The organism is Paenibacillus odorifer (assembly GCF_000758725.1).
GTDB lineage: Bacteria > Bacillota > Bacilli > Paenibacillales > Paenibacillaceae > Paenibacillus_AQ > Paenibacillus_AQ odorifer.
Window position 1 is genome coordinate 5,600,028 of the sequence record NZ_CP009428.1, and the last position, 19,364, is coordinate 5,619,391.

Genomic DNA, 19,364 nt, shown 5'->3' on the forward strand with positions numbered 1-19,364 from the left:
CCTAATCCCTCCCCAGCACTTTGAAGATGAGACGGTTGAGCCCAAGCATCAAAGCGAACAGTAATACAGCAATCGCTGACGCATATCCCATCTCAAAGCGGATAAATGCGTAGTCGAACAGATGCGCCATAATCGTATGGCCTGCATAAAGGGGACTCGGAAATCCAACAAGCCGCATACTGACGTCAAATACGGTAAGCGAACCGACCACCTGCATCACCGCACCGAATAACAGCTGCGGTTTGACGCATGGAATCGTAATGTACCAAAGCTCCTGCCAGCGGTACTTGACCCCATCAATTGAGCCAGCTTCATATAAATCTGTCGGTACATTTTGAAGTCCGGCCAGAAAAGCAAGGAAACCTACCCCCATACTCATCCATAAGGAAACTATGATGATAACGGGTACAATGGAATCCACATTTTGCAGAAATAAATAAGGTTCATTGATAATCCCCAGCTGAATGAGCCAGTGATTAAGCAACCCCTTGCGGTCGCCGGCGAACAAATACAACCAAACCACGGACATTGCTACTGCACTTGTAATCGATGGCACATAGTAGCATAGGGTATAGAAAAAGCGGAACTTCTGCGGAATCTGGCTAATCAGCCAGGCCAGCAAGAAGGCCATAATATAACCTATCGGACCTGTAATAATGGCAAATTTCAGCGTAATCCCAACAGCTTTAAGAAAGATATCATCGTCTACAAACAACAGCTTATAGTTAGAGAAGCCAATGAATCTCGGTGTCTCAATAATGTTGTAATAGCTGAAGCTTAGAACGACGGACATGATAATAGGAACAATAGTAAAAACGGTGAACAGAATCAGGAAAGGGGCCAAGAAATAATAGGAAACTTTATTTTTCTTGATATCTAACCAAAGCTGAGTCCATTTCCCGGGAGTTTTCGTCGGCTGCATCTGTACGGCTTCGTTCTGTGCCGGTGTAATTATTTCACTACTCATTTCTGACCTCCTTCCTCTTTGGCGCTTGAAGTCTGGGAAGTTTCAATTCCGAACTCTTCGCGTTTCTTACTAAGCTCTTTATTGATTTCACGTACACCTTGCTCCATCGCCTCCCGCGGGAATTTACCGTTGAGCACAATTTCATTCCAGATGTTGGCGATATGCCGGGTCGTGTAATATCCTCCAAGCACCACTTCGCGCTCTTTAAACCACTCCCACTGTTCCATAATGGCGTCGATATCATCTTGCTGCCACGGCAGACGTTTGAGTGCTTCAACATTGGCTGTATTCCAACGAGCTTCAACACCCAGCAAAGACTCAAGCTCTGAGCCGAAGTTCTCCTGTGCATCCGCACTGGTCCACCATTTCAGGAACTCCCAAGACTCTTCTTTCATCTCCGTATCCTTAAAAATAATTCCTGTCTGTGCAAGCCCGCCTGTAGAACGGTTAATCTGTCCATCGGCTTGTTCAATACCCGGCATTGGTTTCATGCCCCACCAGCCTGTCAATTCAGGTGCGGCAGTAGATAACAGAATGTATGTGGAATAATCAGCAACGCCGATTGGCATCTCTCCAGAACGGAAACGGTTATAGAAATCCGCTTGTTTCTGCAGCTTGTAGTTCGTAAAGAGTCCCGTCCACATTTTCATAGCTGTCAGTGCTTCTGGTGAATCCAGATCAGACAACATCCCATTATTCTTATAGAAATCCCCGCCATACTGGAATAAGAACGGTGCAAACTCATTAATGGCTAGACTCGGGTTGTTCGGGGCATGTGGATAATAGAAGTCCATCCCGTTTTGTTGCAGCACAGGAATCAGTTCCATAACCTCTTGCCACGTATCCGGAATATCCTTATCGCTAATGCCCAGCTGTGCCATAATATCTTTCCGGTAAAAGAGCATCGTGAAGTTCTGATTCTCAGGTAAGGCAAAATCTCCGTTATCATACTTATAAGGAATCAGTGCACCCGCTCTGAAACGTTCAGCAACCTCTTGATAATCTGAGAATTCATTCAGATTCACGAGTGAATTCCGCACCGCAAAGTCAATCGGCACTTCACCCTCAACCCCCAGTGCCACATCGGGAGCAAGTCCGGCAGTATTGGCTAATAACAGAATCTGCTTCTGATCCGCTGCAAGCGTAGGAATAATATTGACGTTCACCTTGATGCCCGTGTTTGGTGTAAAGTCCTCATCCACCATTTGCTTAATGATCTCCGCCCAATCACGTCCACGAGAGATCCAGACATCCAGCACCTTTTCATTTTTGTACGTATTCCCTATGCCGCTGTAATCCTTTGTAAAAGAACTAAAGAAGTCATACGTCATCGTCCCTACACGGGTATACCAAGGAGCCGCGTCTTTAGGCCATGGCTGATCTTCCGACTTCACTTCAATATAGTCCATTACAATACTCTGCTTCATTAATCCGTTGACCCATAAGCCAAGCGATGACTGCAGATCCGTAAATTGCTGAAGACGACCTGGAATACTTGAGGTATCCTTCGCCATTTCCAGGAACCGGTCACGTGCTTCATAAAGCGTACTCAGCTCAGAGCTTCCATCGGCAACGCCAAAAGCATACATATCCTGCACAGCATCATCCAACGTCCGCGCCATCAAATGTAAACGTGGCACAAGATTAGGAATGTTCTGCTCCAGCTGCCAATCCCCGTTTGGATCAGGGTTCGTTCCCGTTACCTGCGTGATTTCACGTCCCAAAAGAGACATTTTATGTGTAGTGTTCAGCACAGCTTCAATCATTCCGCCAACGCCCGATACTTGAACTTCCATCCGCAACGTATGCTTACCTTGTTCTAGATAAAAGAAGTACTCTCCATCCTCATTCCCTAGCTTGTTTACTTGCCATTCCGCTTTGTAAGGGAATTTCAAGGCATTCAGCTCTTGGAACGGTACCTCGCCATCAATCATAATCCGGCGTTCCACCGGTATCCCGTTTAGGAACCACTGGCCGTAACGAATTGCGATATTGTAGAGCCCTGACTCAGGAATCTCGAAATCCCATTCCGCCCATTGTCCACCCGTACGCCACCCGACACCCCCAAAACTATTAAGCACAATAGCATCTTTGTTAAAAGGTTCGGTGAGTGGCTCCCGATCCTCGATCCGCTTCAGCGTTGGATCTGAACGAAGGGAGGATTCTTCTGCCTGAATTTTGATCACTTGATTCTGAACAGGCTTGTAACCCTTATTCTCATACTCCTGCTTCACTTCCGCATAAGTCGGGAGCGGTTCTGGAGAAAATATTCTCAGTTCACTAAGTGCAGCCGGTTCCCGGATGGCTTCCAGCTTCACCGTATGCTCCCCTTTGGTCAGATAAAAGCGAAAGGGATCCGCAGTTCTGGCCTCGGCATCTCGAAACTCCCGATATTGCCAGCCTGTTACCTCTTCCCGCTTGGGATTAAATTCATTCCCTTGATTGTCCAGCCATGGCTCTGCACTTTCCTTCCACATCCGCTGGAATTCCATTTTTTTTACTTGAGAGAATAAATACTCCCCATCAATCTTTACGCTTCGAATGATCGAGGATCGTTTACCAGGAAGGGCATAATACTCCATCCCCATCTGATATAACCCATCTGCCGGAACCGTAAATTTATATTCCACCCAGCTATCCTCTGCTTTAAGCGCTAGTACCTTGCCGGGTCTCCCACCAAGATCCGTCATTACCTCTGTACCTTCAGAACTAATGGCCTTATAATCCGCCGAAGGAATAGCAAGCGTAAAATCCGATGAGTCCTTTGCTCCATCCTGCTGTTTTTCCTCGTAATAGCTTAAGTAAGAGGCTTCGAGTTTTGAATTCACACTATCGCTTTCTAAAATAGAGCTTTCATCAACATCCGCATAAACGGGGATGCCATCCATCGCTGAATTATCAAACCCTCGTGATTGATTCCACCACACTAGGGAGACTCCTAAAAGTACCAGTAACAACAAACTAATCTTATATTTTCGCAGTATGCGTAACACGCATCGGTCTCCTCCCATCTTTACGGGCCTCTCGGACTTAAGTGAATACAAGCAGGGCAGCTCTGGCAATTGCAGGCTGCCCCTCCTGTTATTAGATTTCCTTACGGCTGCATTCCCATTGCCTTTTTAAAGGCAGCAATTTCTTTAGACGCTTGCTTCAAGACATCATCACCAATTTTTTGAATAGCCGTCTTGGAATCTGTGTTCTTAGCCAGTGCATCACCGATCGCTGCTATAAAGATTTCCCAGCCCTTGTTATCCACTGGGGTAAGGTGTTTGACTGGAATATCGTTACTTAATTGCTCATATAGTTTAAATTCCTCTTGCCCACCCAGATATTCATTTTTAGTGTTTGCGTACCAATCAAGACTGGAAATATCCTTGTAACCCGGCTGAATGGAATGTTTTGTCCAAATTTTCCAAGCATTTTCACTTCTCATGCTCCACTGAATGTAAGCCCATGCCGCTTCTTTATTTTTGCTTTGCGAAGGGATAACAAAGCTTGATCCGCCCATTCCCACGTTAATTCCTATTGGCAAACGGGTTACCTTCCATTTTCCGGCAAGCTCAGGGAATGTTTCTTGAAGTCCGCGCGCTCCGAATGAACCCGATACGACACCAACTAAATCACCTTTTAGAACTAGCTGTTTACCTTCGTCTGAGCCATAACCGATATGAGGTGCCCAGCCCAGCTGTTGTCCACGTTTTGTAATATCAAGAACCTTCACCATTTTGTCCGTATTACGTGTCCAGTTCATATCCTTATCAAAGTAGCCGACTTCATCTCCTGCCCATACGATCGGGCCATCGCTCCACTCCATGAAATATTTACCGTTAGCTTTCAAAATTTGAGCCAGGTTCAAGAGATTCTCTTCATCTTGCATGTATTCGCCAAGCTCAGCAGGATCACTTGGCAATCCAAGCTCTTCAAAAATGTCTGCACGGTAGTAATAAACCCCCGGTGTCATATCCCAAGGCATACCAAGCAGCTGTGAGCTGTCTGGTGTCATCCAACGTTCCCAGTTATAAGGAGCAACCAGATCTTTATATTTTCCAGCGTTATAAGGCTCTTCCAAAAGATTCTCCAGCACATTGCCCGCCATATAGCGATTCAACTGATACATCTCTACTTCTGCTACGTCGGGCGCCCCGCTACCTGCGGCGATTGTCGTTTGCAGCTTGTCATGCAGGTCGCCAAAGGGCATAACTACCGTCTTCAGCTTAATTCCAGGATATTCAGCCATAAAAGCAGCGCCGACTTCCTCGAACACTTTTTCATTAAAGGCCCAAACGGTAACCTCACCTTGAATATCTTTGCTTGGCAGGTCGTTGGCAGGATCTGTTGCTTCCGTGCCCTCAGTAGCTGTTGCATTGGTTGGCTCACTAGCATTATTGGTTTTTTCAGTGTTCGTTTTTACGTTGTTAGCTGCATTTTTATTCGTCGTTGAGCTTCCAGCGCTGCTACAGGCTGACAGAATAAGCACAAAAACCATTAACATACATACGACTAAACTGCTCGTTTTTCTTTGCGAAATCATAACCTAACCTCCCTCTTAAATTGAACAAATAAATGCCTGTTTATAGTGAAGGAGTGAACTCCCTCCGTGACCAGCTATTTGCCCCCTTCCTTTAGTCTGAACACGGTCACGGAATATTTCGGGAATTCAAACTCCAGACTACCTTTGTCTACACTTATCTTTTGAGTTACAGGTGCCACCTTGTCAGGTTCAGCGAAGCTATTCTCAGCATTTAAATCGTCCGACTGAAGTACGGTAGCTGTTCCTTCCAGGCTTGATGTGGCAAGTCCGGCAAAAGAAACATCCGTGCGCTGAGCAGTGTCACCTGCATTAACGACTTTAACGATCAGCTCACCTGTGGCAAGATCACGGCTCGCAGTTTGGAACAGCGGCCCTGCCGGACTTTCATCGTTCACCTCTTGTATAAGCTCATCGTCGAGATAGAGCCGGATATTAGCACCTGATAATTCAATGCGGATATCGTACAATTTCCCAGTCTCAATCCTTACAGGAACCGTTCTTCCGATGACTGCTCTTGTTCCACCTACTGATTTTTCAATCGCGCTCTGCGTATTTCCCCAGCCGCCAAGATTCCACCAATAGAAGTTGCCCTCATCTTTAGAGCCGAACATAATGAGCATGCCTTCTGCTCCGCCAGTCTTTTTCGCCTTAAGAGAAAGTGTATAATCACTCCATGAAGCCTCACCGGCAACTGCGCGAATATCAATATCATTAGAAGTCTGCTTAAAAGTACCCTTGGATTGTTCCCAGTCCCCATTGTTTAGAGTCCAGGCTCCGGAATCCTTCTTGAAATGATCTTCAAAAAGAACGTCATCACCTTTCGCTACTCGTACATCGCTGTACTCTACCTGGGTGGCCCAAGTCCCCAAACCAATTCCACCTTGAATGGATTGCTTACCGGAGGTTTCTTCTTGTCCTAGAGCCACAAGTGAGGTTGGAAGAACTACATCCCCCTTATTGCTTCCGAACATCTGCTGCACATGATAAGAAGGTGTTCCGTAGCTAGTCGATGAATCAAACACAATAGCGTCCGGGTTCCAAGTACGATCCTTCGTATTCACAAACAATGGAGCATAGGAGGACATTTTCACGATATCAGAATTCCGTTCCATGCCCATCATAAAAGCGGCCTCGCCGATTGCAGCGTTCAGATTGCCTTCTCCAGCACCCTTGGTCACCGCATACTCACCAACATAAATCTCAGGACCACTCCGGTCATAAGTATCGTATCTGTTCGAGTTGCTGAGGAACCATTCAGAGGTTTCATAGTAATGCTCATCAACCAGTTCGATAGGCTCCCCTTCAACTGCCGCATTGGCAATGAGATGAATCTCTGGATACTTCTCTTTAATTGCCTTATAAAACAAGCCATAACGCTTAATATATTCACTCATCTGGAAATTGTTTTCGTTACCAATCTCTACATATTTCATATTAAAAGGCTCCGGATGACCATTGGCGGCTCTTTGTGCCCCCCATTTGCTAGTAACCGGTCCGTTTGCATATTCAATGGCGTCCAGCGCATCTTGTATCCACGGCTGAATTTCACTGACTGGAACGGTATTCTGCTTGGCTATAGGATCTCCGTTATGTGAAATCCCGATATAAGCTACATATAATGGTTCCGCTTTCAGATCTTCAGCCCATTGCAGATATTCGTGGAAGCCCAGCCCATCTGAGGAGCGATAATCCCAATATCCCTTATGACCGGGACGCGTCTCAATCGGTCCAATGGTATTCTTCCATTGATAAGCATCTGTTGGCGTTTTTCCTTCCACAAAACATCCCCCCGGAAAACGAACGAATGCGGGTTTCATCGCAGCTACCTTTTCAGCCAAATCGATGCGAAGTCCATTCTCTCTGTTGTTCCAAGTCTCAGGAAACAAAGACACCATATCGAGATAAACAGTACCTACATTTGCAGCAGAGATTACAATTCGTGCGTTTACTACAGTACCTGTAGAAGTCAGTGTGTATGTATATGGGTTCCATCCTTCTTTTAACTTATCAACGGTCTGTTCTGCATATAGCTCTTTGCCATCCGGGCTTTCTAACGTTATACGCAGTGGCATATTGTCCCCTGGCTCTGGCCGCGCATAGAAAGACAACTTGTAACTGGCATCCTTCGTCAAAGCGATCCCCCAGTAACCGTTATTCACAGCAGATACCGAACCGCCCTCGGCAGCAGATGATACTGTTAAAGCCATTGCCTGGGTCTGAGCATCGTTCAAAAGCTTAGTGCCGGTCAGAGCAAGCTTCCCTTTACTGCCTCCTTTTTCATCAATCCACCAATTGAACAATGTGACCGAACTATCCTCAAAGGAACGATTGGAAATCAGCTCTGCATATAGCCCTCCATCTCCCGCATGATTAATCTCTTCGAAAAAGGCTCCGTACAACATCGGGCTTATCTTAGCTCCCGGATTTTCCGTATCCACGGTCAACGTATACGCGGGTCCACTACTTGTATTAGCTGCTGTCGCCGGTGGAACAGTTTCCTTTCCCGCTTCACCCGTTGCTTCTACGGCAGATTCCTTAGACTGAGACAGTGGCGCGGTGTTTTCTCCCTTAGAAGCCCAATAATACGTCAGACCGCCAACTACAATCACGAAAATCAACACCGTAAGCCATAGTTTTCGTCCATATTTATTCAAAGATATTTACCCCCAACTTTTTATTAGCATTTTCATTTTCTTATGAAGCGAACAAATCCTTCCATTCGTAAAAACTTAAAATTATTCCGTAAAACCTAAATGAATCCGTTTCCATTGATAAAATACCATACTAAAATCTGGTTGTAAATAAATTAAACTAAACCTTTTTATACTTTTATGAATATAATTTCCAATAGATATGCAAGAAATTAAGAGATTTATTAGTTTTTTTAAAATAAATTCCCTCTTTTCATCTCACCATCTTTATATTCCTCTAAAATAAACGGGGGTTTACAGCCATAAGTAAGTTTATTTTTCATTTTTCCCTCCATTTATTTTACTGTTTTATTTTTCCATTCAAATAATGATGAAATTAAAATTAATTTTATTCTCACCAAAAAATCATATAAAAAAAGCTCCCCTTTGCCTAAACTCGGGCAAAGGAAAGCTATAGTTATATCTCAACTAAATTTAATTCCGCCACTTCATAAACTTGTAATCAAGAAAATCAACAAGCAAGAAGAGAATAAAACCGACCAAGCTGAACAACATAATTCCCGCATACATCTCCGGATAATCTAATCTTAACCACGCATCCATGATGAAAAAGCCCATGCCGTGCTCTGTTCCATAAATCTCCGTAAAAAACAGTACAGATATCGCTGTCCCTAGCGAAATACGAATCGTACTCAGAATCACTGACAATGCACCCGGCAGTGTCACATGCCAGAACTTCTGCACAGCGCTGGCACCTATACTAGTTAAGACATCATAGGTATTGTCCGGAATAGCCTTAACCCCATCCCTTACAGAGATGATGATCTGAAACAATAGAATCAGCATGATCATTAGGATTTTGGACGTTTCCCCAAGCCCGAAGAACAGCATCACTACTGGAAGCAGGGCAATTTTGGGAACCGGATAGGTCAAGTAAACCACAGGGTCCAGCAGTTTGTTCCAGGTCAACGAACGTCCCATTAGAAGACCTATAAGCAGTCCAATAATTAACGCCATTACCACACCTGCAAAAATTCTGAACAAGCTATACCCTACATTTATAGCAATATCCTGCGCCCCTAACTGAAACATCGCTTTATATACAGCAAAGGGACTTGGCAAAATCGAATGATTCATAAGTAAAAATGCGATATACCAGACTACATTCATACAAACAAATACAAATAGAAGCCTTACTAGATGATGAAGTCGACGTTTGTTTACCATATCTCCTGCATTACCTTTCTAATCCGCTTAGTCTGCTCAAAGAAATCTACACTGTCCCGCTTATCCTCATGCTTCATATGAAACACCAACTGATTATCAATAATCTCAGGTGTAGTTTCTTTGTTGGAAGGCATGACAATAATCTTTTGCCCCAGCAGAATCGCTTCTTCCACATCATGAGTGACAAATAACGTAGTCGTAGGGTTAGCCAGCCAGTTATCTAAAAAGAGGACCTGCAGCGTTTCCCTTGTTATCGCATCGAGTGCAGAGAATGGCTCGTCCAGCAACAGAATAGTAGGCAAAATGGCAAAAGCTCTGGCAATCGCCACTCTTTGCTGCTGGCCTCCACTAAGGGATAAGGGATAACGTTCTGCTAAATCAGAGATCGCCATCGACGAAAGCCACTGCTTAATCTGCGTCTCCCGTTCTTGCTTGGATGAACTTGCCGTATGCGTAATCTTCATCGCTATCTGAATATTATCATGTACAGTCTTCCAAGGAAGAAGCCCGTAGTTCTGCGGCACCAGCCCGATTAACGTTTCTTTCTCATGCACAGATTTCTCATTAAAAAGAATGTGTCCCTGATAGCTAGGCAGCAAGCCCGCAATCGCCCGTAATAAAGTTGATTTCCCGCTGCCGGAGGGTCCGATAATGGTGTAAATCCCGTGCTCCGGCAAAGTTAAATCTACCTGACCCAAGGCCAATTGTCCGCTCTTATATTCTACTTTCAGATCCTTTATAACGAGTCCTTTATTTCTTGAATTGGACATCAGAAATCACATCTTCGGCCGAGATATTTTTGCTGAGCAAACCTTTTTCCCGTGCCCAAGCAAATGCAGCCTCTACTTCCTTCACATCCACTTGATAAGCTGGTACATAATCTGGTACCTTGATTTCATCTTTTAATGTTTCCGGATATCCTACTTCTTTGATTACAAGATCGATATATTCGGATTGCTCATGGGATTTCATATAAGCTACTGCTTCATCATATGCAGCATACATACTGCGGATAGCCTCTGCTTTGGCATCAATTGCAGTTTGCGGGAAAGCTAAAACGAACGGATTTACTCCCGCAGTTAGCGTTGAGCTCAGTACACGCAACCCTGAGGTTTTGCCCATAGTTACAAAAGGTTCCGGCAAAATAGCCGCATCCGCCTTATTATTCTTAAGCAATTCTAAACGGGTCGGAATCTGTGGAACCTCTGTGACTGTAATATCATCTTCGGTCAGGCCCGCTTGTTTCAGCATCATTGCCACTGTATATTGTGTGGAGGTATTTTTAGACAAAATCACGGTTTTACCCTTCAAATCCTTCACATCCTGGATGGATTCATTTCCAGTCAGCAAATCAAACTCTCCAAAAGTTGTACTGGCGATCTTCACATCCAGTCCAGCCTCATTGTAAATGGAGATCGCAACCAGGTCAGCGCTTAGACCATCCAGCTTGCCTGCTTGAAAAGCTACATCCCGATCTTTGGCGCTTTTAAATGTTTGGATATCCAGCTCCACACCGTGGTTTTTATCGAAACCTTGTTCATGTGCGATGATAAAAGGAATAGCATCAATCGAGGGCAATAAACCTAGCGACAAGGAGGTAACTTCTTTTGCAGCTTCTGGAGCAGCTCCCTCTGACGATTCTGTATTTGTATTATTTTTCGAACCACAACCGACTGCAAGTGCAGCGATGACAACAACCATCATAGATAACAACAACATTCTCTTTAGACCTTTATTCTTCATTTAACTCTCCTGCCTCCATTATTCTTTCTATAGTGTAATTCTCTGTAATATTCTTTGCTCACTCATAAATGTGCATGCAAAAAAATCCTTAAGCTCTACAAAAAAAGCTTTAGGCATGTTAAGTTTACCACCAATCTTTATATTTTGTATATTTATAAATTTAGATATAAGTAAATAGAAGCGACGCAAAAAAAGCTGACAGCGGAATGGTTCCGCTACCAGCCTCAATTTCAATGTTATGGAGTTAGTAGATTTGTGTGGATTTTAATGACAGCTTTTTTAATCTGCTGCCCCGGTTGACCCATACCCGGTCTGTGAACATCATGAGGGAAAAAGACCGCGAACATGCCAGGCTTCAAAGATAACAATATTTCATCTGCTGATGGGGGATAAAGCGCATATTCTCCTTCGGCATCGTAAGGCTTAATGGGTTCGATCCCTTCTTGCAGGGTTGCCCAGCCAATCGTTTCTTCACCTTCGATCAGATAATGCACATCAATATAGGCCTCATGCTTCTCTGCGACTTGTTCCTCCAGCGATTTTGCCTCAAGAGCCATAATCGAAGCATACATTTCGTTCCCGCGAATTTCGATTCGTCCAAGATCAGGATCATGTTGTAAGATTACTTTCAATTCCTCGATAGCCTCAACAATGACAGGATTCTCATACTTGATATGCTCTTCCCAAGATGACAAAGAACCTAAGATCATAGCTTTCCATTCCCCTCACATCTTAATGTACTAAACCAGTTTCTCACTGACTGCTGAAGCTGTTGTTTCTTTATTAATTATGGATTGCTCACTAGTCTTCTTGAAATATTCTACATATAAAATATCAAGCAGATAGAGCTGCGATATCTTTGCAGATAATGAACCCCCTTGCAGCGGTCCTTCATTAGCACCACATAGCAGGGTCAGATCGGAGTACGAGGTTAGCGGTGACTTTTCAAACCTAGTAATGGATATTACTTTGGCTCCTCTTTCCTTTGCTTTTCTCGCAACCTCAATGCTATCCTTGGTCGAGCCGGAATAAGAAATCACAACAGCGACATCCCGGTTAGACATCAGTGCTGCCGACATCATCTGCAGATGTGAATCCATTAAACATTCCGTTTTGTTCGTAATGCGCATAAATTTAATTTTGGCTTCCATAGCTGTGACTAGAGAAGAGCCCACACCGAAAAATAATACACGTTCTGCATTAATCAAATACTCAATAGCCTCACTGATCTTCTGTATATCAATTAAATTATAGGTCTCGTTGAGTGCACTTACATTCGTGGTCAGCACTTTAGAAGCAACAGCTTCAATCGTATCATCCATCAGAATTTGATCGGTAAGCTGCGGGATCTCATTCTCCACAGTGATGCTATGTGCCAATGCGATCTTGAACTCTTGATACCCTTTATAACTTAAAGATTTGCAAAATCGAAATATACTTGACTCCCCAACATCACATGCATCTGCAAGATCAGTAATCGACATGTAGACTACACTTCTCGTGTTCTCCAGTACGTAGTCCGCTACCTTCTTCTCCGTATTCGTCAAATTATTGTATTTAGAATGAATTGAAGAAAAAATACTGATTGTCCGCAAAAAAGCCCCTCCTTTTCAATAAATTAATGTACGAATAAGGAGGAAGCTCCCAGCAGACCTGCCTTATTCCCTAATGAGGCTTTAACAATTCTCACTCCCGCAAAGCTTTCCATAAGCAAAGACTTCGTTCGTTCTTCTACCCTTCGAACCAAATCTTCTTGTTCCATTACGCCGCCACCAATAATAATCGCGGATGGATTGAAGATATGAGTGATAGAAGCTAAACCAACAGCCACTTCAGTAATCCATAGATCTAAAATACGTTCAAGCTGCTCATTTCCGCTCTGTATTTTATCAAATAAGGCTTTTCCATCCGTGCATTCGGGATCTGCCAGCTGAGCCCGCTTCACTAAAGCTGTGGTTGAAGCGTATTTTTCATAATATGGCAGTCCTTCTACTCCGGATGTGGCCGACAATGGGTGAGTAAAGATATGGCCAAATTCAGCCGCTACCCCATTAGCCCCTTTGTAGATTTGGCGATTAATGACGATTGCACCGCCAATACCTGTGCCAAAGGTTAGACATAAGAAATTGTTAAAGCTCTGAGCAGCTCCATAATAAGCTTCGCCTAATGCAGCTGAATTCACATCGTTCTCTACCATAACAGGTTTATGAAAATGATGGGTGACAATATCCTTAATTTTCATTCCAGTATATCTAGGTATATTTTCGTTAGCATAGACAATAAATCCTTCTTCTGCATTAACTTGGCCCGCGGTGCTTATGGCAATGGCATCAAAATGATCGTATTCTGCAATCTTTTCCAGCATTCTTGAGATTACATGAGGTCCCCCCAAGTAGCTTTCTGTTGCATACTCCTTGAAGTCATGTACATTCCCCTGTTTATCGCATATACACATCTTGGTATTGGTACCGCCAATATCTACGGCTACAATCCTCATTTCCATCTACCCTCTCTGGCGTTCTACTGAATAGCGTTCACAAACCGTTTCGTAATCTCCATCGGTCTCGTGATCGCAGAGCCAACCACTGCTGAATACACACCTAAATCAAACATGGTCTTTAATTCTTCAGGAGTGGAAACCCCACCTTCAGCTATAACGGGAACAGAGAAGTTGTTGACGATTTGTTGAACCAATTCAAAATCTGGCAAGTTGCGGCCTTTAGTAGCCTCTGTATAACCGCTCAAGGTAGTTCCAATCAGATCAAATCCCAGCTCAACAGCCTTCGCAGCTTCCGCAAATGTAGAACAATCCGCCATAAACAGTTGATCTTTGTAGGTCTCTTTTAAAAGTGGAAAAAGTTCAGAAATAGTAGATCCGTCCGGGCGAATACGGTCTGTAGCATCCATAGCAATGATATCTACCCCTTCGCGGTACAGCTCATCGACTTCCTTTTGAGTGGGTGTAATAAAGACTTCAGAGCCTTCATACACCTTTTTGATTATCCCAATGATCGGCAGATTCACTTGCTTTTTGATTTCTTGAATATCCGCTACGCTATTTGCCCGAATTCCAGAAGCCCCGCCTAAGTAAGCAGCATAAGCCATTCTCCCCATAATAAACGGGCTATGCAGCGGTTCTTCTGGTAAGGCTTGACTGGAGACGACTAATTTATGTTTTATTTTTTTAAGTACATTATTTTCAGTATTCATCAGTAACCCACTCCACATTTTTATTTATTCTTTAACTGCTCCTGCCGTAATCCCATTGGTGAAGAACCGTTGGAATAACATGAACACTAGCAACATCGGAATTGCAGCGATGGTAGCTCCGGCCATTTTATAAGCGAAATTAGGATTCAAATCCTGCATTAAGGTCGCAGTACCAACCATTAATGTTTTCATTTTGTTCTCTTGGCCTATAACCAGCTGCCACAAATAATCATTCCAGACTTGCACGAAATTTAGAATAAATAAGGCTCCAATACCAGGTTTGACAATAGGCAACATGATGCGCGTGAAGATTCTCCATTCATTTGCACCATCTATTCTCCCGGCTTCTCTTAAGGCATTAGGGGTTAAGTCGAAGAATCCCTTTAATAGGAACACTCCAAATGCACCCGCCACGTTCGGCCAAATCATACCGTTATAACTATTTACCATTCCAAATTGTTGGGTGATCCGGAATAAGGGTACAATCATAATTTCTTTAGGAATCATCAAGCTTGATATAAAGATAATGAAGATTATATTTTTACCTTTAAAATTAATCTTTGAGAATGCATAGGCGGCCATAGAGCCTACAACAATAACCAAAATAGTAGAAACACCTGATACATAAATACTATTAAACGTCCATCTTAAAGCCGGCTGGTTCTGAAATACATCCACATAGTTGGAGAATGTAATCGATTTGGGCCACCAGTCTGGAGGCATCTTCACAACATCCGAGCTGTTCTTGAGTGAACTTGTGAATAACCAATATAGTGGAAAAAGATTAAGGAGTGCGAAGAGGATAATGATCACATTCGATATCACATCAAACTTCTCTCTCTTTTTCTTGTTTTTAATCTTCGACATGTTGTATTCCCCCTCACTTCACCTTAATCATGCTTCGTAGCTGTGGCACAGACAATATCAATGTAATCACGAACATGATAAGCCCTACCGCAGAAGCTACGCCGAGTTGGTTATATTTAAAGGCATTATTATAAAGGTAGTACATCAGTGTTACGGAGGAATTGTTCGGTCCGCCACCGGTCAGTAACTGAATGACTACAAAGATTTTTAATACGGCAATAATATTGATAATCGTAATATAAGTTGTTGTAGGTCCTACCGAAGGAATCAGGATCTTTGATATCACTTGCCATCTGCTAGCACCGTCGATTTCGGCTGCTTCAAAAAGCTCTTTCGAGACACCAATCATCGCAGCTATATACAGAATAATTGCCTGGCCCACGTTAGTTGCGAAGGTTACAAATATCACGACTGGCAGAACCGTCTTTGGATTTCCCAGCAGATTAATCGTCCCTAGCCCCATGTCTTTATATAGATAAGAGATAAGTCCGTTAGCCGGATTCAGCAAAAAGCTCCAGACCATACTCATAACCACCATGGACACCATTACCGGGATATAATAACTTCCTCTAATAAAGGAAACGTACTTAGCATTTTTATCAAATACCGCAGAGGCTACGAACAATGCAAACCCCACTGTAAGTAGAACGATAAATATTACGAACACAACGGTGTTGATGGTAGCCTTAAAAAATACCGGATCATTAAACAATGTGGTGTAATTGGCAAAACCCACAAATTTCTCACTGTCATAATTAATCTGGTATAGACTCAGCCGCATCCCTTCTAAGATCGGATAGACAAGAAAGGCTAAGAATACTATCATCTGAGGTAAAATAAACAGATAACCTGTAATATTCTCTTTTAGGTAATTACTACGTAGTTTCATATCGTTTACCTTTCTAATTAACAGCCCCAGAGTCTCTTCAGACCCTAAAGGCTGTCAATCGTGTATTGTTTATCTGGTCTTAGATTATTGGAAAATTACAGAGCCAGCTTTATTGGTCTCAATCACCTTGTTGCCACTTGCCTGATAATCTTGCACAAACTGTTCCGGTGTCTTAGCTCCCATGTAAAGTGCTTGTAGCTCTGGATATAAGACCTCTCTTAATTGGCTGTATCCTGGAACGTTGCCTGTGAAGTTGAACAAATATTTAGAGTTGGCATCGTAAGCTGCAAACAGTGGATTCTCCGCTTTAAGTGCTTCGGCTACAGAACTTCTTACAGGAATACCATTCTTAGAGGATTTAACTAACTCAGGATCGCTTGAGAAGAACTTCACGAAATCTTTAGCTACTTCAGTCTTCTTAGCATCTTTGGACTTGAATACACTAGCGCCTACTACATAAGTAAAGGATAGAGGATCGCCGCTTTCCGACGGAATATTAGCAAGTCTCATATCAAATTTCGCTGCCGTACCATCCGCCATATTAGCTTTCGTACCATTAAACAGAATCGGATTAGTGAAACTGATTGCTAATTGCTGATTTTGGAACATAGCATTGGCATCATTAGAAGAAACAGATTCTGCTCCTGGATTTGTATATCCGCCGTCATATAGGTTTTTCAGCCAAGTTGCAGCTTTAACTCCGTTCTCATCGTTCAGGACAATGTTGCCTTGATCATCAAAGAACTTATTGCCGAACATTCTCATATAGGCAAGGTTCCATGTATCGCCCTGATTATTTACAGCGAATAATGCCATTGGATATGCATTCGAATACTTATCCTTCGGCAGATTGTTTTTCAGACCCTCAAGAATTTGTTGATATTCATCCAAGTTCCAAGTTTTGATTTCGGATTCTTCACCCACAAACTTTTCTAAGCCTGCTGCTTTAAACATGTCCGCGTTGTAAACCAAGGTGCCTGGGTTGTGCTGGAATGGATAGAAATAAATATCTTCTCCGAACGTTACAGCGTCCCAGTAGTTTTGAGCAATATCGCTCTTCGCGTCTTCATCAATGATGTCGGTCAAAGGAACCAATGCTCCACGGTGAACGTAATCCCCCATCGGGAATACACTCTCAAAGAACACATCTGGAGGTGTTCCTCCGCTTAAGTTAACGTTAAGCAATTGATCGCGCTGATCTCCAGCAATGACCTCTATTTGAATATCCGCATCATATTTATCATATTGTGCTTTGAATTTCTCAGCGGCGTGCTTTAGGAAGCTATCATAGTCCGCGCCTGCCTCCGTGGCATCCACAACACCCTTCCACTGTGGAGTCAGCCATACTCTGATCCCCACTTTTTCCTTCCCAGATGCAGAAGAATTATCGGATGTATTAGAGCTAGCAGCATTGTTACCTGAGCAACCTGAAATTAAAGAAATAATCACCATTAGCGCAACCATTGTCGAGAGTAAACGTTTTTTCTTCATTTATAAACCTCCCTAAAAGTTTTGTAAGCATTATCTTCTCTGAATCGCTTCGTACAAAACTTGCTTCGAAAGCATACGCTTAAAGTTTTGTAAGCATTAACTTCTCTGAATCGCGTCGTACAAAACTCACTTCGAAAGCATAGAACCCTTAATTTAAAATCCGTTTGGCATGGTATTGCACTAAATCGGCCATGCTACGATGTCCTTGCGGATCAAGATGCATATAATCAATTTCATTCATCGATACATGATCTCTGGAGTCTATAAAGTGGATGCCAGTTTCCGTTAGTAACGCTGCAAGATGCTCAGCGAGCTCCATAGACTTCTCACTACATCCGCTACCCATTGGTTTGCCAATAGGGGTATGAATATACTCTGCTCCAATCGGAGGGGGCGCGATTACTAGAACCTCTGGAGCCTTCCCCTCGGGTCCTGCACCGCTATCTTTAGCTTTAAGAGCCAACCTAACAATACCTTGTGCGATGTTATAAGAAGTTAGTCCAAACCTTTCTTTTGTATCATTGGTCCCAAGCATGATCACAACCAAGTCTAATGGCGAATGTGACATCAGGCAGGGATAGATATAGGAGATTCCAGAAAGTCCTTCAAATAGAGGGTCCTCACTGACACTTGTTCTGCCGGGAAGCCCTTCTTCGATCATTCGGTAGGCGTCACCCAATTCTGTATGAAGAATTCCCGTCCAACGAATATCATCCTTAAATCTGCGGTCTGTCTCTGCGTCGTAGCCCCAAGTATTAGAATCGCCAAAGCATACGATGGATTTCTTCATTATCTTAACCGCAATATCTTTCAATAGCTTGATCAATCAATTTCATAATGTCTGCGATCGGACCAGCATCCTCAGCGGCTACTGCCTCAAGCGGTGCTCTTACGCTGCCAATGTTTACGCCTCTTAATTTTAGAATCTCTTTTATTCCGGCATACATGGCACCTTTCAGCGAACAAAGGGCGATGATAATATCGTTGATATCGCTTTGAATTTGTCCAGCTTCTTCGAACTTACCAGCCTTAACAAATTCATTAGCTTGCAGGAACAGCTCAGGCATAACCGCATAGGTTCCACCGATTCCCGCATCCGCTCCCATGATTCTTCCCGCAACATATTGTTCATCCGGTCCATTAAATACCACTACATCTTTTCCACCCACTCTTTTGAATCTTTCAATATCCATAGTCGGCATGGAGGAGTTCTTCACACCAATCACCTTTTTGTTCGCAAGCAGCTTCTCAAATAAGGAAGGAGTCAGTGTATATCCAGTAGTCTGAGGAATGTTGTAGATAATGAAGCTAAGAGGGGTTGCCTCCATAATCTCGCTCCAATATTTATAGACCGCACTATCAGGTAACTTGAAATATATAGGCGGGATTGCGGATAATGCATCGTATCCTAAGGTTGCAGCATGTTTCGCTAACTCAATGCTATCTCTAGTGGAAGGGGCACCCACGTGGGCAATCAGTGTCATTTTACCTTTCAGGTTACTAGCTACGTAGCTTAGTACCGCTTTGCGTTCGTCGAGACTCTGGTAAATACATTCTCCTGAGCTGCCTCCCACATATACACCTTGAACTCCTTTTTCAAATAAGTAATCACATAAAGCATGCGTCCGGGATTCCGAAATATTTCCTTGATCGTCATAGCAGGCATAAAAGGCAGGTATAATTCCGTGGAACTTTGTGAGTGTCATTGTTAATCCCCCTTAAGTTGTGAGCGGTTTCTTTTCTACATAAACAAAATATCATTATATTTTGGTTTTGTAAATTATTTTC

Annotated in this window: 16 protein-coding genes; all 16 read right to left on the reverse strand. The window is 43.2% G+C overall.

Annotated elements, in window-relative coordinates; all coding sequences use genetic code 11:
* Position 1: 1 nt before the first annotated feature.
* The 16 genes from PODO_RS24440 to PODO_RS24515 all read right to left on the reverse strand — a co-directional run bounded on the left by PODO_RS24440 (position 2) and on the right by PODO_RS24515 (position 19,282).
* A complete protein-coding gene (locus PODO_RS24440; protein ID WP_052097291.1) occupies positions 2 to 967 on the reverse strand; it encodes a carbohydrate ABC transporter permease in 966 nt (321 codons plus the stop codon).
* Positions 964 to 3,894 carry an extracellular solute-binding protein gene (locus PODO_RS24445; protein ID WP_052097293.1) on the reverse strand — a complete coding sequence of 977 codons (2,931 nt, stop codon included), beginning with the start codon at positions 3,892 to 3,894 and terminating at the stop codon, positions 964 to 966. The genes PODO_RS24440 and PODO_RS24445 overlap by 4 nt, the downstream gene beginning before the upstream one ends.
* Positions 3,895 to 4,061: 167 nt before the next feature.
* Complete coding sequence (locus PODO_RS24450) at positions 4,062 to 5,498, reverse strand: ABC transporter substrate-binding protein (RefSeq protein ID WP_038573104.1); 1,437 nt, start codon at positions 5,496 to 5,498, stop codon at positions 4,062 to 4,064.
* 74 nt (positions 5,499 to 5,572) lie between these two features.
* The gene (locus tag PODO_RS24455) at positions 5,573 to 8,152 is read right to left on the reverse strand and encodes an alpha-L-arabinofuranosidase C-terminal domain-containing protein (protein ID WP_052097295.1); all 2,580 of its coding nucleotides are present in this window, start codon (positions 8,150 to 8,152) and stop codon (positions 5,573 to 5,575) included.
* 471 nt (positions 8,153 to 8,623) lie between these two features.
* On the reverse strand, positions 8,624 to 9,319 hold the full coding sequence (locus PODO_RS24460; RefSeq protein ID WP_244886389.1) for an ABC transporter permease: 696 nt from the start codon (positions 9,317 to 9,319) through the stop codon (positions 8,624 to 8,626).
* A gap of 50 nt (positions 9,320 to 9,369) precedes the next feature.
* Complete coding sequence (locus PODO_RS24465) at positions 9,370 to 10,146, reverse strand: ABC transporter ATP-binding protein (RefSeq protein ID WP_038573105.1); 777 nt, start codon at positions 10,144 to 10,146, stop codon at positions 9,370 to 9,372.
* Positions 10,127 to 11,119, reverse strand: coding sequence for an ABC transporter substrate-binding protein (locus PODO_RS24470; protein ID WP_094902111.1), 993 nt, complete (start codon positions 11,117 to 11,119; stop codon positions 10,127 to 10,129). Before PODO_RS24470 ends, PODO_RS24465 begins: the two co-directional genes overlap by 20 nt.
* Positions 11,120 to 11,355: 236 nt before the next feature.
* Positions 11,356 to 11,829, reverse strand: coding sequence for a NanQ anomerase/TabA/YiaL family protein (locus PODO_RS24475; protein ID WP_038573106.1), 474 nt, complete (start codon positions 11,827 to 11,829; stop codon positions 11,356 to 11,358).
* Positions 11,830 to 11,859: 30 nt separating this feature from the next.
* Positions 11,860 to 12,714 carry a MurR/RpiR family transcriptional regulator gene (locus tag PODO_RS24480; RefSeq protein ID WP_051491079.1) on the reverse strand — a complete coding sequence of 285 codons (855 nt, stop codon included), beginning with the start codon at positions 12,712 to 12,714 and terminating at the stop codon, positions 11,860 to 11,862.
* Between the two features lie 23 nt (positions 12,715 to 12,737).
* Complete coding sequence (locus PODO_RS24485) at positions 12,738 to 13,616, reverse strand: ROK family protein (RefSeq protein WP_038573107.1); 879 nt, start codon at positions 13,614 to 13,616, stop codon at positions 12,738 to 12,740.
* Positions 13,617 to 13,639: 23 nt separating this feature from the next.
* Positions 13,640 to 14,329 (reverse strand): N-acetylmannosamine-6-phosphate 2-epimerase, encoded by a 690-nt coding sequence (locus PODO_RS24490; protein ID WP_036679646.1) that lies wholly within the window; start codon positions 14,327 to 14,329, stop codon positions 13,640 to 13,642.
* A 24-nt stretch (positions 14,330 to 14,353) separates the two neighbouring features.
* Positions 14,354 to 15,196: a carbohydrate ABC transporter permease gene (locus PODO_RS24495; RefSeq protein WP_080742596.1), complete on the reverse strand. Its 843-nt coding sequence runs from the start codon at positions 15,194 to 15,196 to the stop codon at positions 14,354 to 14,356.
* Positions 15,197 to 15,209: 13 nt separating this feature from the next.
* A complete protein-coding gene (locus PODO_RS24500; RefSeq protein WP_038573108.1) occupies positions 15,210 to 16,085 on the reverse strand; it encodes a carbohydrate ABC transporter permease in 876 nt (291 codons plus the stop codon).
* A gap of 84 nt (positions 16,086 to 16,169) precedes the next feature.
* Positions 16,170 to 17,576, reverse strand: coding sequence for an ABC transporter substrate-binding protein (locus tag PODO_RS24505; RefSeq protein WP_038573109.1), 1,407 nt, complete (start codon positions 17,574 to 17,576; stop codon positions 16,170 to 16,172).
* A 148-nt stretch (positions 17,577 to 17,724) separates the two neighbouring features.
* Entirely contained in the window at positions 17,725 to 18,402 is a 678-nt protein-coding gene (locus tag PODO_RS24510; RefSeq protein WP_218918660.1) for an SGNH/GDSL hydrolase family protein, read from the reverse strand.
* The gene (locus PODO_RS24515) at positions 18,371 to 19,282 is read right to left on the reverse strand and encodes a dihydrodipicolinate synthase family protein (RefSeq protein WP_038573110.1); all 912 of its coding nucleotides are present in this window, start codon (positions 19,280 to 19,282) and stop codon (positions 18,371 to 18,373) included. Before PODO_RS24515 ends, PODO_RS24510 begins: the two co-directional genes overlap by 32 nt.
* Between the last annotated feature and the right edge of the window lie 82 nt (positions 19,283 to 19,364).

Bases quoted from the DNA above. Each gene is read 5' to 3' on its own strand.
- PODO_RS24440 (WP_052097291.1), bottom strand. From the start codon at position 967: ATGAGTAGTGAAATAATTACACCGGCACAGAACGAAGCCGTACAGATG.
- PODO_RS24450 (WP_038573104.1), bottom strand. From the start codon at position 5,498: ATGATTTCGCAAAGAAAAACGAGCAGTTTAGTCGTATGTATGTTAATG.
- PODO_RS24460 (WP_244886389.1), bottom strand. From the start codon at position 9,319: ATGAATGTAGTCTGGTATATCGCATTTTTACTTATGAATCATTCGATT.
- PODO_RS24465 (WP_038573105.1), bottom strand. From the start codon at position 10,146: ATGTCCAATTCAAGAAATAAAGGACTCGTTATAAAGGATCTGAAAGTA.
- PODO_RS24470 (WP_094902111.1), bottom strand. From the start codon at position 11,119: ATGAAGAATAAAGGTCTAAAGAGAATGTTGTTGTTATCTATGATGGTT.
- PODO_RS24475 (WP_038573106.1), bottom strand. From the start codon at position 11,829: ATGATCTTAGGTTCTTTGTCATCTTGGGAAGAGCATATCAAGTATGAG.
- PODO_RS24485 (WP_038573107.1), bottom strand. From the start codon at position 13,616: ATGAGGATTGTAGCCGTAGATATTGGCGGTACCAATACCAAGATGTGT.
- PODO_RS24490 (WP_036679646.1), bottom strand. From the start codon at position 14,329: ATGAATACTGAAAATAATGTACTTAAAAAAATAAAACATAAATTAGTC.
- PODO_RS24495 (WP_080742596.1), bottom strand. From the start codon at position 15,196: ATGTCGAAGATTAAAAACAAGAAAAAGAGAGAGAAGTTTGATGTGATA.
- PODO_RS24500 (WP_038573108.1), bottom strand. From the start codon at position 16,085: ATGAAACTACGTAGTAATTACCTAAAAGAGAATATTACAGGTTATCTG.
- PODO_RS24505 (WP_038573109.1), bottom strand. From the start codon at position 17,576: ATGAAGAAAAAACGTTTACTCTCGACAATGGTTGCGCTAATGGTGATT.
- PODO_RS24515 (WP_038573110.1), bottom strand. From the start codon at position 19,282: ATGACACTCACAAAGTTCCACGGAATTATACCTGCCTTTTATGCCTGC.